Here is a 12,987-nt window from a genome sequence, read left to right as displayed (position 1 = left end):
TCATTGATCGAAAAAAGGAAGGGCTCCTTCGCCGTGTTCCTGCCCTGATGAATTTTGTTGTTGAGCGTCAACTTCGAGGTCGACGATCTTCCAGTTCCGCACTGACGCCGTGCCTGCCCCAGTGATGTCCGCGATCGAAATACTTCCACTGTCGATCGAAAACGATGGCGCGAGATCAGCTTTGACGCGGAAAGGCAGGCTGGATCGATCGATCAGCCACGAGCCGTCCCGCACGCGCCCCAATGAGATTTCGCAATCCAGCAGTGACCGCGCTTCTTTTGGTGAGCAGGCACTCACGAGATCGGCAAGCGAACCTCTGGGGGGAAGCGCCACCGCTCGGTTTCGCGCGTACATGAAAACATCTCCGACCTGGACAAGAAACCCTTCGATGCCCTTCTGGTCTTGCAGTCGAGCTGCGAAGTGCAGAGGAGTGCGTGGAGATGTTTGATGCCAGTGCTCGATGTAGGGAATGTCTCGGCCGCGCTCGATGAGAACGCCGTCGGAGAAACTCAGATAACCAGCATCCGCAGTGTCAGTCGCGCACTGATAATCAATCATGCGGCGCCATTCGAAGGCGTCGCCCGCGCTGGCAAACCGGCCTGCGAAGCCCTCCTGACGCGCCAACCATTTAAAATGATCGGGCTGCAAGTCATCGAGGCAAGCGACGTCATCAAACGAAGGCGGATTGTGCGGTTGCCGCAGATCGGCGAACAGACTCGGGCCTTGCAGCCATGCGACGAATGTCGTCGTATCTTTTTGACCATCCGGCCAGATGATCAGCGAGCGCTCCCACAAGCCTAGTGTGTCTTTGACTTCAACCATCTGCGCCTCACGAAAGAGAGCGCAGCATGACATCGGTACGGGATCGTCAGAAGCCGTCGCCTATCGATGCGATCCATAGATAAAATCTATGGCTCGACGTTCCCCGGGCTGTATCCCATCGTCACCGGGCTTCGAATTCGGGTCTGTCATTTCGAGAAGCGCGCGTGCCGGCGCACTGAGCTTTGCGTCGCGCGTGATCAGGTAAACATAATACGTCGGCAAAATAGCCGGATCGAGCATCGGCCAAAGTTCACCGGCCGCGACGGCCTCAGCCGCAACGGCCGTCGGCAGAAAGCCGATCCCGATACCGATTTGAATGAGACGCTTCACCTCGTACAGCGTCTCCGCAGACCCTCCTGCGCGCTCGCCTAGTTCGTACCGTTGGCGAAAGTTGGTGAGTTCCGCAGGTTCATCCTTTCCCGTCAAAACGAAAATCTCGTCGGCCGCAAGTTCCGGTTCGTATATCGCCTTGCCGAATGCCGGATGCCCCCGGCCACAGTAAAGCTGCTGCCATTCACGCATCAGCGGGCGATAGCAAAGCTCCGGACTCGTGGCAGCGTCGCAGGCAATTCCAATATCGGCGCTGCCGTCCTTGACCGACAGAACCACATCGCGCCACGGCGCAATATCGAGCCGTATCTCAACGTCAGGATTGATTTGATGGAAGGCCACCATCGCCTGATCGAATTCGGGCGAGACAAGATCCGAAATTGAGCGCACGGTTACAAGCCCCTGCAAACTTGCCGAAGTCCTCGTGACTTCGCCCGGGAGGCTCGATATCAAAACCTCGATTTCCTCAGCAGCCTTGAGGAAGGAGCTCGCGGCTGGCGTCAACGCGACACCCCTTGCTGTCCTTACAAACAGCTGAGCCCCGACGTGATCTTCGAGGCGCTTGAGGCCCGCACTTATTGTCGGCTGCTGCTTGTTGAGCGCGCGTGCAGCCGTGCTGATGCCGCCGGATCGCACGATGTCGAGGAACAACTTGACCAGGTTCCAATCGAGATTGCGGGCGAAGAGCTGACCGTTCTTTGATACGCGTAGTCCGTCGGCCATATAGGACAGATTATCCTGTGCGTTAGCACTTCCAAACAGCACGTTCTTGCTCGACATTCATGGTCAAGCGCTCACGCAGAGTGACGAGAGCAAACGCTCAAGAGAATGCTCCAACTTTTGGCAATTGACGGATCGCGTCAAGCTCAATGCTTGTGCAAAGAGCGGCTGAATTTCGTGCATGAAGCCGGTGTCATCGGTGCCGTCCGTAAGCGGGCAAATCAATTGATGGACACATCCCGGCGCACTTCTTTGCCCCCTGGGTCGCTTGCGTTGCAGATTTCCGCTTATGGGATTTTGCTGGCGAGCGAGTCGGAGCTGACCTGGGCGACCGCGATTATTTCCTTCGGCGGTAGCGCAGTGCTTCGACCAGCAACGCAAACGCGGGAGAGAGTTGTCGACGGCTGGGATAGTAGAGATGATAACCCGGAAAGGGTGGTGTCCAGTCGGCTAGCACACGCACGAGCTTACCTTCGCGAATGAGTGGCTTCACATGGTCGTCCGGCAGAAAGGCAATGCCGAGCCCCGACATGGCCGCTCGCACGACCAAGCGCACTTCATTCAACACGATTTGTCCGTCGACCCGCACATTGAGTGGCCGCGCGCTCTTCTCAAATTCCCAGGCGTAGAGGCCTCCCAACGTGGGCAGGCGTAGATTGATGCAATTGTGATGCGTCAAATCATGCGGCGTCTTTGGCCTTGAGTTGGCGGCTAAGTATGCAGGCGAAGCGACCGCGGCCATCCGCAAATCTGGGCCGATCCGCACCGCGATCATGTCTTTCGCCACTTGTTCGCCGAGCCGTACACCGGCGTCGAAGCGTTCGGCCACGATGTCGACGAAGGCAGAATTGATCGACAGTTCGAACTTAATGTCCTGATACGCGGGGGCGAGCCTTTCGATCGCCGGCCAAAGAATTGTGTCAGCCGCGTGCTGCGGCGTGGTGATCCGCACGGAGCCGGCGGGTTTATCGCGAAGATCGGTGAGTGCCGCGAGCCGCGCATCAATATCGGTGAAGGATGGGCGCAAGGTTTCGATCAGGCGGTCGCCGGCATCGGTCGGAGCAACACTGCGCGTTGTGCGTGTCAGCAGCCGCACCCCTAGCTTGCTTTCGAGCCGCTTGATCGTGTGGCTCAATGCTGATTGAGACGTCGCAAGCTTTGCCGCCGCCCGCGTGAAGCTGCGCTCTTCGGCGACGGTTAGAAACGCCATAAGATCGCCGAGCTGATTTCGATCCATTGATGAATCTCAAGTATTGGTTCATGCCAACTTTAGCGTCTTATCGCTAGCCGGCCCAGCCTTTAAATTCGTATGAAAGACGGGAACGCGACACTCAGTCGGGCGGCGGTTCGAACGATTGCTGCTTCTAGCCTTCGGAGCTGAAACATGAAGAAGCGTAAATTGGGCAAAGCGGGCTTAGAAGTATCTGCCATTGGCTTCGGCTGCATGGGACTCGACTTCGGTTATGCCAGCAAAGTCTCGAAAGCGGAGGGCGTTGCACTCATCCGCAAGGCCGTAGACTTGGGCGTGACCTTCTTCGATACAGCGGAGGTCTATGGCCCCTTTACGAATGAAGAGATGGTCGGCGAAGCGCTTCGACCCGTGCGCGATCAAATCGTTATCGCTACCAAGTTCGGATTCAACATCGTCGCTGGAAAGCAGTCGGGTCTGAACAGCCGGCCCGAGCACATCAAGGAGGTGGCGGACGCGTCGCTGAAACGCCTCGGCGTTGACGTGATTGACCTGCTCTACCAGCATCGCGTCGACCCGAACGTTCCGATTGAGGATGTCGCGGGCGCAGTCAAGGACTTGATTGAAGCCGGCAAGGTCAGACATTTCGGGCTATCGGAGCCCGGCGCGCAGACTGTCCGCCGCGCTCATGCCGTGCAGCCCGTAACGACACTTCAAAATGAATATTCTCTTTGGACGCGCGGACCGGAGACGAACGGCATTCTTGCGACATGCGAAGAGCTCGGCATCGGCCTCGTGCCCTACAGTCCGCTCGGCAAAGGCTTCCTGACCGGCACGATGAACAAGGACACCAAGCTCGGAGAAGGCGACTTCCGGAACATCATTCCGCGGTTCACACCCGAAGCTATGGAGAAGAACCAGGCTCTGGTCGATATCTTGAAACGGATTGCGGTAGAGAAGCAGGCGACGCCGGCGCAAATTGCGCTCGCCTGGCTGCTAGCCCAAAAGCCTTGGATCGTTCCAATTCCCGGCACCACCAAGGTTCACCGGCTTGAAGAAAATCTTGGTGCCGTCAACGTCACGCTCACGTCGGCGGACTTAACAACCATTCAGACAGCTGCCGCTGCGATCCCGATTGAAGGGGAGCGCTATCCCGCAAACCTGTTGGCCATGACGGGGCGATGAGGTTTGGAAGCATGGCAGCCTCGTAACGATTGCGATCACGTTGCCGCACGCGCTGCGGACCGCCCCATAATTGAATGGATATCCCCATGACGGAACGAACTGCTACTCGCAAGAACCCCTTTGCCGATATTGCTCCGGCGCTTGGCGCCTATACCGATGAAATTTTGTTCGGAGACGTGTGGGAGCGGCAAGCGCTTTCAAAGCGCGACCGCAGCCTCATCACGGTGGCTACGTTGATCGCGCTCTACCGTGTGAACGAACTGCCCTTCCATCTGAAGCGCGCTCTGGAGAACGGTATCACTCGGACGGAGCTGACGGAGGTCATCACGCACCTGGCCTTCTACGCTGGTTGGCCGGCCGCGAGCACTGCGGTTTCCATTGCGCGTGGTGTGTTCGAGGAAGCCAGCGCGTGACGTCCCCGCACCCAAAATGAAAGACAAGGCACCAGATCGATGCGCGGCACTATGCTTTACGGACCGAGGGACGTGCGGTTCGAGGATGTCCCCGAACCAAAGATCATCAAACCAACCGATGCCATCATTCGGCTATCAGCCACCTGCATTTGCGGTTCCGATCTGTAGCCTTATCGGGGCCTGAACGACGTTGCCGCGCCGATGGCGATGGGGCACGAATATTGCGGCATCGTCGAGGAGATCGGTAGCGATGTGAAGTCAGTAAAGCCCGGCCAGTTTGTCGTCGGCTCCTTTTGCATTTCTGACAACACCTGCCCCCATTGCCGCTTTGGCTTCCAATCATCGTGCGAGCAGCGCGAGTTCATGGCGGGCGCCCAGGCGCCGCTTGTGCGTGTGCCGCTCGCAGACGGCACACTGGTTGCAACGCCGGAGATTCCTTCAGGCGATCTGATCCCTAGCTTGCTTGCCACTTCGGATGTGCTCGGTACCGGCTGGTATGCCGCCGATGCAGCGCACGTGCACCAGGGATCGACTGTCGTCGTTGTGGGAGACGGTGCCGTCGGTCTCATGGGAGTGCTTGCCGCCAAAGAATTAGGCGCGGAGCGCATCATCGCCATGAGCCGCCATAAGGACCGCCAAGAGCTCGCGCTCGGATTCGGGGCGACCGATATAATCGCAGAACGCGGCGATGAAGGTGTTGAGAGCGTCAAAGAGCTGACGCGCGGTGTCGGCGTCGACTCTGTTCTGGAATGTGTCGGCACACAAGAAGCCATGACGCAGGCGGTCGAATGCACGCGGCCAGGCGGCTCGATCGGCTATGTCGGCGTACCACACGGCGTGACGTTCGACGGGCAGGCCATGTTTTTCGCGCAACGGCGTATGCTAGGGGGCCCAGCTCCAGTCCGGAGGTTCCTACCTGACCTGATCAACCGGGTACTCACAGGCAAGATCAAACCGGGGAAGGTATTCGATCTCACGCTTCCGCTTGCGCAGGTGGCGGAAGGATACCGCGCGATGGACGAGCGTCGCGCGATCAAAACGCTACTCCAGGTCTAGCGGCCAGCTAGGCCATTGCGCTGAAAATCTTGGTAAGACTATCCCATCTGATTGCGCAGGCGGTCTCGCAGATGCGTCGGACGTCCAAAGCTCTCTCGACCGACTAAGGTGTGTTGCGCGCACGCCCGCCGAGCGACGGTCGCCACCGCCGAAGGGCTAGCTTGTGGTTCGCTCTCCACGTTCTAAGCCGGCATGAAGCTGACCTGTGGGAGCAGTCACTCGTGCTACATCCATGACGTTCGCTAATGGAATGAAGCGTCTTGCCAGACAAATTTCCCTCTGGTGGCGTCCGCCATAGTCGATGAGCGTGAGCGCACTTTCATTCCGACATATGGATTAAGCCATTGATGTTCGGTGGTAGGTTTTTGGCCGAGAAAGTCGGAATGGCCGTTGATCTACAACATAAAAGCGCTGACTCTTAATCAGCGGATCCACGGTTCGACCGTGATCACCCACTAATTAGATCAACAAGTTATCAAAGATCTCTATCTTCGCGGAAAATGTTGGGTGCGATCCCGGTGCGATAAAGGTCGACGATCCGATCTGGCGGCCCCTGGTCGGTCCCTGGGCCCCGCTCCAACGGGTGCCTATCATCGCTATTGCATCCGGTCCCGATGCGACCGCGCTTATCTGGCCGCGTCGAAGGCGCCGGGCCGACGGGCATAACTATACGCACTGGACTTGTTGGGTGGCTACGCGGCGACATTGAAGGGCTTGCTTTGTACGCGGCGATCTAGGCGGCGACCTATCAAATCAATATGCCCTCGCAGATCGTATAGCTCATCTGAAAACGGTACAGGTACACGTAATCGACTTACAGCGGCATCGATCCGGTCGAGCTCTAATTTTTTGTCCGCGAGTTGATCAACGCTCAGGCTCTCATCCAGGCTTGCCTCGAGCGTCTTCAACTGACGATACCAATAATACAACCGCCGCCGCACTGTCCAAGTGTACAATCCTGGCAGAAATCGAATGAGGGGCAAAACGATGCTCAGTAAAGGAATGGCAACGAGTAATGCGTTGGTGCCGTGGTCGTAGACAAACGCTGTCACCCAGAATGGTATACCGAGGCGCTGGTTGAGCGGAGCGAGGGTTCGCAGTACGAACGGCAATTCTCCGGTCTTATAGAGACTAGCCACCTCGGGAGTGACGGCAAACTCAGGATCATTGTCATTGGGGAATTCGCCCGCCCGGTAGAAAAGAATGGGCTCGCCGCTCTCATCGAACCCAGATTTCGGATTATGAATTACAGCGTAAGCGAGAAGGTCCGCGATTGCCGGATGAACATTATTGCGCACGACTAGCGCGGGCGTAGTGCCCAGGAGCGTAACGTTGCCCGACGGGATGTCGGGAGCGAATTCGATCGAACCCTGTTTCAGAACGCGTGAGGAGAGTGCAGGAATGCGCTCAACGTATGCGTCGGCTTCGGCGGCAAAGTCGAGAAGGCGGATCGTAGGGTTACGAAGCAATTGCTGGACGGTTCGCGCCTCCGTTGGAAGCACTAAAAAAGCCGCATCTGCTTTTCCCGAAGCCAATGGCGCGGCATCAATTGGTAGATCTTCTTCGATGAGCGTCGAGTTCGCGGCATCAATACCGTTAGAGCGCAGCATGTAGAGCGCTATTCGGCGCGCTCCACTCTGTTTGGTTCCCACGAGAATTCGTTTGCCCTTTAGCTCCTTCAGACTTCGGAGGTTCTGCGAGCCGGCGGAAAAAATCCAGACCGGTTCGTAAAAAAGACGGCCGACCGACCGGAGTACCTCGACCTGCCGATCATGCCACTTGCGCTCTTCAGCCGTTGCAAATCGCCCCTGCAAGCTTGCGGCGATCCCGCCCTTTATGAAGCCGACCTGGACGTCAGAATTCGCGTCAACGAAAAGAGCTCGGAGTGTGTCGCGGCCCTCCATTTGTGGACGAAGTTCAACATCAACCCCAAACCGTGCGAGTTCCCGCTGATATGCAAGCGCCAATTGATAATAGGCACCCTCAGATCCCCCGCTTGCGATCACGACCTTGCCCTGTGGCCCGGGCTTAAGGATGACAATAGCCGCCGAAGCAGCCAGCGCCAACACTCCCAATCCCAATACCGCGATAGCCAGAAAACGATGGAGACGCATGTGCATACTGTCGATGCCAATTGAAGGGCCGAATTGAAATCATCCATCACACATCGGTGGCCGTTCAAGGGCGCACGCGGGCATTCAGTGTTCTGACTGATCAAGAGTTTATCGCACGTCTTCAATCGTCGGCCATCAACAAACATCGAAAGCAATGCGCAGTGCTCTGCACAAACTTCGGCACACCTAGGCCTGTTGGCCTATCTCCAAGAACTGTCGCCTAAGTCCAGCACACTAGCTGAAAGGCCGGGACCAGCGGATGAAGTATGCCGGGCGGCGCGATGCCGGAGTCATAAACGTCACTGCGGCTCACGGCCCACCGGTCCGCAAGGTGCTGCTCGACCGCAACTGGATGGGTCGCAGTGATGATGAGATCGTTCATGCCAGGGACACCACGCCGCAACGCTTCTATGCCGTCGAGGGCGACATCATCGGCCTGCGCACCGGCGAACTGGTCGATCTGACTAGAGGAGGAAGCGTGGTTTCGTCCTTTGGCGCGAACAGCTGGTATCTCGCGGCCAAGCCGGTGTGGATCATCGCCGGGCGCGACATCATTGGTTCGGGAGAGCCGGTATCCTATGTCGGCGCGAATGGCGTCGCTCACTGCCCAGTGACGAACAGTTATGGAGGCGAGTCTCAGGGCAATCTGATCTACCACGCCAACGCGACTGACGTGTCGGTAGTTCGCGCCGGACGGGACATCCAGATGTCCAACTTCATGGTCGCTTATCCCGGCACGCTGGATCGTGCGCACCAACTTCGGCGGCGACATCCAGATGCTGACTCCCGGCGGTCAGATCGTCGTCGGCGTCGAAGGCCAGGTGCCACCGGCGAGCGCAGGCGTGATCACGGGCTCCGGCAACATTCAGATGTACTCAAAGGGCTCGGTCCTGCTCGGCCTGTCGCGCATCATGACGACGTCCGGCGGCGATATCCTCGCCTGGTCGGCGGAGGGCGACATCAACGCCGGCCGCGGCGCCAAGACGACGATCGTCTATACGCCGCCGAAGCGTGTGACCGACAACTACGGCAATGTCACGCTGTCGCCGCAGGCGCCGTCGTCGGGTGCCGGCATTGCGGCACGCAGCGCCGTGCCTGGGGCTGCGAGCGGCAACGTCGATCTGATCGCGCCGCTGGGGACGGTCGATGTCGGCGAAGCCGGCGTCAGCGGCTTCAACGTCAACATCGCGGCGCTGCATATCGTCAACGCGGCGAACATCTCCGCGCAGGGCAGCACGACCGGTGTGCCGCAGATCCAGGCGCCGAACATCGGCGGCCTGACGGAGGCATCGAACGCGTCGGGGGCCGCGGCCCAGTCAGCGGTCAACCCGGCGCAGTCCGGAGCGTCGGAACAACCGTCGGTGATCATCGTCGAGGTCATCGGCTTCGGTGGCGGTGACGACGCCTCGCCAGATGGCAATAACGACGGGAGTTCGCGCAGAAAGCCGGAGCGACAAACGTATAACATAAACGCACCGGTCCAGGTTCTTGGGCACGGCGAATTGACCGATCAGGAGAAAGAGCTTCTGAGCGAAGAGGAACGGAAAAAACTCTGGTGACTCGTCAGAGAGGACGAGGAACATCGATTTTGCCGCGCGGACATTCCAAGGATGCTCGATCCCAATTGGCCAGCCGCGCGGCTGCCTCGTATGTTGCTTCGAGAAAGTCCAGAAGCGATTTATCGGGATCAGACGCGCTTTTCACAACGCCGTACGGTAGGATGAACTCACCCGCCTTCTCATCAAAGAAAGCCAGATCGGGCGTGACCCGGTGGGATGAAAAGCCGTACGGTGCCGGATAGGCATAGGAATAGAATGCAGGGTAGTCGACCGGGCCGCCCCCCGGCCAAAAACCGGCAGAACTGACTTCGTGTGAATAGGCTTCACGCGCTACGGGATCAGGCAGCCCAGGAATGCCACCCGGATGGAGGGGCGCGCGGCGTCCCGAAAATCGCGTTACTGCAAGATCGAAACTGCCCCAGAAGAAATGGACGGGGCTGACCTTGCCCAGGAAGCCCGTTCGAAAACACTTCAGCACGCGATCTACTTGGACGAGCGCACGCCAAAACCGGTTCACCGCATCGGCGTCGTAGGACCTATGAATGGTGTCCCTCTCGAATGGAATCGCGTCAGGGACTTCGTTTGGTTTGCCATTGATTTTAGTCGGAACTCCGAGGTTGTCCGTCAATTCGCCGAAGCGCTTGTAGAAATTAGCCACGCTCATTGGCTGCAGTACGAAAGCTCCTCTCGAGCCGTCGGTGGCGGTGCCGATCAGGCTATGATCTATGAAGTCGAAGTCGAACTGCACGCCCCGACTGCCCGCAGGGATCAAGGATGTCGTCAGGCCGCGGGACGTGACATAGAACGTCGCGTGCCAGGAATGGTTTACCCATGGGGTGTGTGCGAGACGGTACTTGCCAACAATCTGGGTCCATAAATGCAAGGTGGTGCAGGAATCCTTCCATGGCGCATAAGGAATGTCGGGCCACGCATCTGTCATGTCTCGTCACCTTTCGCTACCGTGAGCGGCGGTCCTTGGGTGTCAGCTTCGCATCGAAATGCGGAGTTACGGGAGAGGACCCTGATTGCTGATGCCTCGCTATAACGATGACTGCAATTGGGATTCTATCGCTACCTGGATACCGTCAGCATGCTGATGTTATACGCGACAGCTATCGATGTGCGATAAGGAATTTAGCCAAATTTTCGCCGACCACGGATTTGGACGATAACCAGCCGTCAAGTTCGCTTGGGATATTTTCCGGGGTATTTCAGGTTGGGCGCTCTGTTGCAGCACGCAAATTTTAGCGCTGCTCTGCGCTTTGCTTTTGGCTCAAGGAGCTGGTGTATAGCTGATCAATGTGTGAGTAGCTCCATATGCCTGATCCAGAGATTGCGTTCGGCCGTGACATGCGCGTTCTATCGCCATTCGCGTTGGCTCAGGACGCTTGGACATATTCGATTGATGCTTGGCAGCGGAGCATTCTTTTCCTCGATGCGCTCGAGCAGAGAAGCGCGCGATATTATGAGCACGCTGCCAAATCCGCACCGCATGTTCTGAAGTTTGCGTGCGAGCTTTTAGTCGACGGTCGTAAATTGCCGAGGCCGGTGAACTACGGGCTGGTGCGTATCGTTCCGTCAGAGGAAGATAAGACCGACAGGTTTAAGCGGCCATTCGTCATTGTCGATCCGAGAGCCGGGCATGGGCCAGGTATTGGAGGGTTCAAGCCGCAGAGCGAGATCGGCGTGGCGATGAAGGCAGGCCATCCTTGCTACTTCATCGGTTTTCTTCCCGATCCGGTTCCGGGCCAGACCATAGCGGATATCGCCAGCGGGGAGGCGGCTTTCCTCGAGCATGTGATCAATCTTCATCCCGATGCCGATGGCAAGCCTGCCGTGATCGGCAATTGCCAAGCGGGTTGGGCCGTCATGATGCTCGCAGCGGAGCGACCTGAGCTTTTCGGTCCGCTCATCTTAGCAGGATCTCCTCTGTCGTATTGGGCAGGCGTGCCGAAGCAGAATCCGATGCGCTACACCGCCGGCGTGCTCGGTGGTACCTGGATCACCGCACTTCTCGGAGACGCCGGAAACGGCAAGTTCGACGGCGCGTGGCTCGTCTCGAATTTCGAGAACCTCAATCCGGCAAATACTCTGTGGACGAAACACTACAATTTGTACTCCAAAGTCGACAGCGAGGCGCCACGATATCTGGACTTCGAGCAGTGGTGGGGCGGCCATGTGCTGCTGAACGCCGGCGAGATGCAGTTCATCACCGATGAGTTGTTTGTTGGAAACAAGCTCTCATCGGCTGAGATCACATCCCCTAATGGTACGCGCATAGACCTTCGCAACATCCGCTCGCCGATTGTGGTTTTTTGCTCCAAGGCGGACAACATTACGCCGCCGCCTCAGGCGCTGGATTGGATTCTCGATCTCTACGACAGCGTCGACGATATCCGAGCCCATGGCCAGACGATCGTTTACTCAGTGCACGAGTCTATTGGGCATCTCGGCATCTTCGTTTCAGGCTCGGTAGCCAAGAAGGAGCACGATGAATTCGCAAGCAATATCGACTTGATCGATGCTTTGCCGCCTGGGCTCTATGAAGCCGTAATGACTCCCAAAGACGGGGCAGACCCTGCGGCCGATCTTATTGTTGGTGACTATCTGGTTCGATTTGAAGCGCGCACTTTGGATGACATCCGCGCGCTCGGTGACAACAGCACGGAAGATGATCGCGAGTTTGCGGCAGTGGCGCGTGTCTCGAAAATCAATCTCGGGCTTTACCGCACGTTTCTTCAGCCCTGGGTCAAAATGTGGGCGAACGAGAGCGCGGCCGAATGGATGCGCAGGCTTCATCCGTTGCGAATGCAGTATGAGATTTTCTCCGATGTCAATCCGCTCCTGAAGCCTCTCTTGTCCAATGTCGCGTTTATCCAAGAAAACCGCCAGTCCGTTCCGGAAGGCAATATTCTCTGGCAGGCTCAGGAGCGATGTAGCAACTGGCTTATTGAAGGGCTCGACGCATACCGCGACCTTCGCGACAACGCGACGGAAGCGTGGTTCCATGCGTTTTACGGTTCGCCGCTTCTGCAGGCTCTCGTTGGGCTCAGAGCTTCTCGCGACAATCCTCGCCATAGGCCGGGTGATGATCCAGCTCATCTTGCGCTGGTTAGCGAAAAAATTGCGGATCTCAAGAATCGAATGTCTGAGGGTGGTCCGCGAGAAGCCGTTATTCGCGCGCTGATCTATGTCCGCATGCCGGACGGAATCGTGGATGAGCGCGGGTTCAATCTTCTCCGCCGCATGCGAGAGGAGACCGGCAAAGGCATGTCCCTTGCCACATTCAAGCAGGTAATACGTGAGCAGTTTCTGATGCTGCTTCTGGACGAGCGCCGCGCCATCGATGGAATCCCAATCATGCTCGCGAGAAATCCGGACCTTGCGTCCCGGATGAAGGGAAAGTTCGAACGAATGATCGAGCTGGTTGGCGTCCATAGCAAAATGGCGCGGACCCGGCTGACGGAAATCGAAGCGATCTTCGAAAACGAAGACTCTCGGATTTCTCCTTCAAAGCAACCCGGCGCCGGGCCGTCCGATGCAACGGTGAGGGCTCCGAAACATCACTGAACTACGACGACCTACCGGCGGAGCCATTT

At 57.7% G+C, this 12,987-nt stretch carries 10 protein-coding genes and 1 pseudogene; 5 read left to right on the top strand and 6 right to left on the bottom strand.

Features of this window, described 5'->3' with window-relative positions; all coding sequences use genetic code 11:
• From AB4Z24_RS15985 to AB4Z24_RS15975, 3 genes are all read right to left on the bottom strand, one after another.
• The gene (locus AB4Z24_RS15985; protein ID WP_441709820.1) at positions 1 to 822 is read right to left on the bottom strand and encodes a hypothetical protein; all 822 of its coding nucleotides are present in this window, start codon (positions 820 to 822) and stop codon (positions 1 to 3) included.
• Positions 823 to 882: 60 nt separating this feature from the next.
• Positions 883 to 1,932, bottom strand: coding sequence for a LysR family transcriptional regulator (locus AB4Z24_RS15980; RefSeq protein ID WP_441709819.1), 1,050 nt, complete (start codon positions 1,930 to 1,932; stop codon positions 883 to 885).
• A gap of 277 nt (positions 1,933 to 2,209) precedes the next feature.
• Positions 2,210 to 3,109: a LysR family transcriptional regulator gene (locus AB4Z24_RS15975; protein ID WP_441709817.1), complete on the bottom strand. Its 900-nt coding sequence runs from the start codon at positions 3,107 to 3,109 to the stop codon at positions 2,210 to 2,212.
• A gap of 147 nt (positions 3,110 to 3,256) precedes the next feature.
• Here AB4Z24_RS15975 and AB4Z24_RS15970 point away from each other — a divergent pair, with 147 nt between their 5' ends.
• From AB4Z24_RS15970 to AB4Z24_RS15960, 3 genes and pseudogenes are all read left to right on the top strand, one after another.
• A complete protein-coding gene (locus tag AB4Z24_RS15970; RefSeq protein ID WP_441709815.1) occupies positions 3,257 to 4,246 on the top strand; it encodes an aldo/keto reductase in 990 nt (329 codons plus the stop codon).
• Positions 4,247 to 4,332: 86 nt separating this feature from the next.
• A complete protein-coding gene (locus tag AB4Z24_RS15965; protein ID WP_441709813.1) occupies positions 4,333 to 4,659 on the top strand; it encodes a carboxymuconolactone decarboxylase family protein in 327 nt (108 codons plus the stop codon).
• A 39-nt stretch (positions 4,660 to 4,698) separates the two neighbouring features.
• A pseudogene (locus AB4Z24_RS15960) lies at positions 4,699 to 5,715 on the top strand (zinc-dependent alcohol dehydrogenase family protein).
• 692 nt (positions 5,716 to 6,407) lie between these two features.
• Here AB4Z24_RS15960 and AB4Z24_RS15955 read toward each other — a convergent pair.
• Both AB4Z24_RS15955 and AB4Z24_RS15950 read right to left on the bottom strand, forming a co-directional pair.
• Positions 6,408 to 7,829, bottom strand: a complete 1,422-nt coding sequence (locus AB4Z24_RS15955; protein ID WP_441709811.1) for a TAXI family TRAP transporter solute-binding subunit — start codon at positions 7,827 to 7,829, stop codon at positions 6,408 to 6,410.
• A gap of 220 nt (positions 7,830 to 8,049) precedes the next feature.
• Complete coding sequence (locus tag AB4Z24_RS15950) at positions 8,050 to 8,601, bottom strand: hypothetical protein (protein ID WP_441709809.1); 552 nt, start codon at positions 8,599 to 8,601, stop codon at positions 8,050 to 8,052.
• On the opposite strand from AB4Z24_RS15950, the gene AB4Z24_RS15945 reads away from it, so the two are divergent.
• Positions 8,576 to 9,388 carry a filamentous hemagglutinin family protein gene (locus AB4Z24_RS15945; protein ID WP_441709808.1) on the top strand — a complete coding sequence of 271 codons (813 nt, stop codon included), beginning with the start codon at positions 8,576 to 8,578 and terminating at the stop codon, positions 9,386 to 9,388. The two genes, AB4Z24_RS15950 and AB4Z24_RS15945, sit on opposite strands and share 26 nt — an antisense overlap.
• Before the next feature lie 4 nt (positions 9,389 to 9,392).
• Here the strand turns inward: AB4Z24_RS15945 and AB4Z24_RS15940 are convergent, their stop codons facing one another.
• On the bottom strand, positions 9,393 to 10,328 hold the full coding sequence (locus AB4Z24_RS15940; RefSeq protein ID WP_441709806.1) for a DUF5996 family protein: 936 nt from the start codon (positions 10,326 to 10,328) through the stop codon (positions 9,393 to 9,395).
• Positions 10,329 to 10,738: 410 nt separating this feature from the next.
• Here AB4Z24_RS15940 and AB4Z24_RS15935 point away from each other — a divergent pair, with 410 nt between their 5' ends.
• A complete protein-coding gene (locus AB4Z24_RS15935; protein ID WP_441710064.1) occupies positions 10,739 to 12,958 on the top strand; it encodes a DUF3141 domain-containing protein in 2,220 nt (739 codons plus the stop codon).
• The last annotated feature ends 29 nt before the right edge of the window (positions 12,959 to 12,987 follow it).

The organism is Hyphomicrobium sp. 2TAF46, assembly GCF_052114865.1.
GTDB lineage: Bacteria > Pseudomonadota > Alphaproteobacteria > Rhizobiales > Hyphomicrobiaceae > Hyphomicrobium_B.
The sequence above is the reverse complement of the archived record's forward strand: the minus strand, read 5'-3'. Positions and strand labels throughout refer to the sequence as shown.

Excerpts from the sequence above, each read along its gene's own strand:
- AB4Z24_RS15940 (WP_441709806.1), bottom strand. The coding sequence starts at position 10,328 with ATGACAGATGCGTGGCCCGACATTCCTTATGCGCCATGGAAGGATTCC.
- AB4Z24_RS15955 (WP_441709811.1), bottom strand. The coding sequence starts at position 7,829 with ATGCGTCTCCATCGTTTTCTGGCTATCGCGGTATTGGGATTGGGAGTG.
- AB4Z24_RS15950 (WP_441709809.1), bottom strand. The coding sequence starts at position 8,601 with ATGTCGCCGCCGAAGTTGGTGCGCACGATCCAGCGTGCCGGGATAAGC.
- AB4Z24_RS15935 (WP_441710064.1), top strand. The coding sequence starts at position 10,739 with ATGCGCGTTCTATCGCCATTCGCGTTGGCTCAGGACGCTTGGACATAT.
- AB4Z24_RS15965 (WP_441709813.1), top strand. The coding sequence starts at position 4,333 with ATGACGGAACGAACTGCTACTCGCAAGAACCCCTTTGCCGATATTGCT.
- AB4Z24_RS15980 (WP_441709819.1), bottom strand. The coding sequence starts at position 1,932 with ATGTCGAGCAAGAACGTGCTGTTTGGAAGTGCTAACGCACAGGATAAT.
- AB4Z24_RS15975 (WP_441709817.1), bottom strand. The coding sequence starts at position 3,109 with ATGGATCGAAATCAGCTCGGCGATCTTATGGCGTTTCTAACCGTCGCC.
- AB4Z24_RS15985 (WP_441709820.1), bottom strand. The coding sequence starts at position 822 with ATGGTTGAAGTCAAAGACACACTAGGCTTGTGGGAGCGCTCGCTGATC.
- AB4Z24_RS15970 (WP_441709815.1), top strand. The coding sequence starts at position 3,257 with ATGAAGAAGCGTAAATTGGGCAAAGCGGGCTTAGAAGTATCTGCCATT.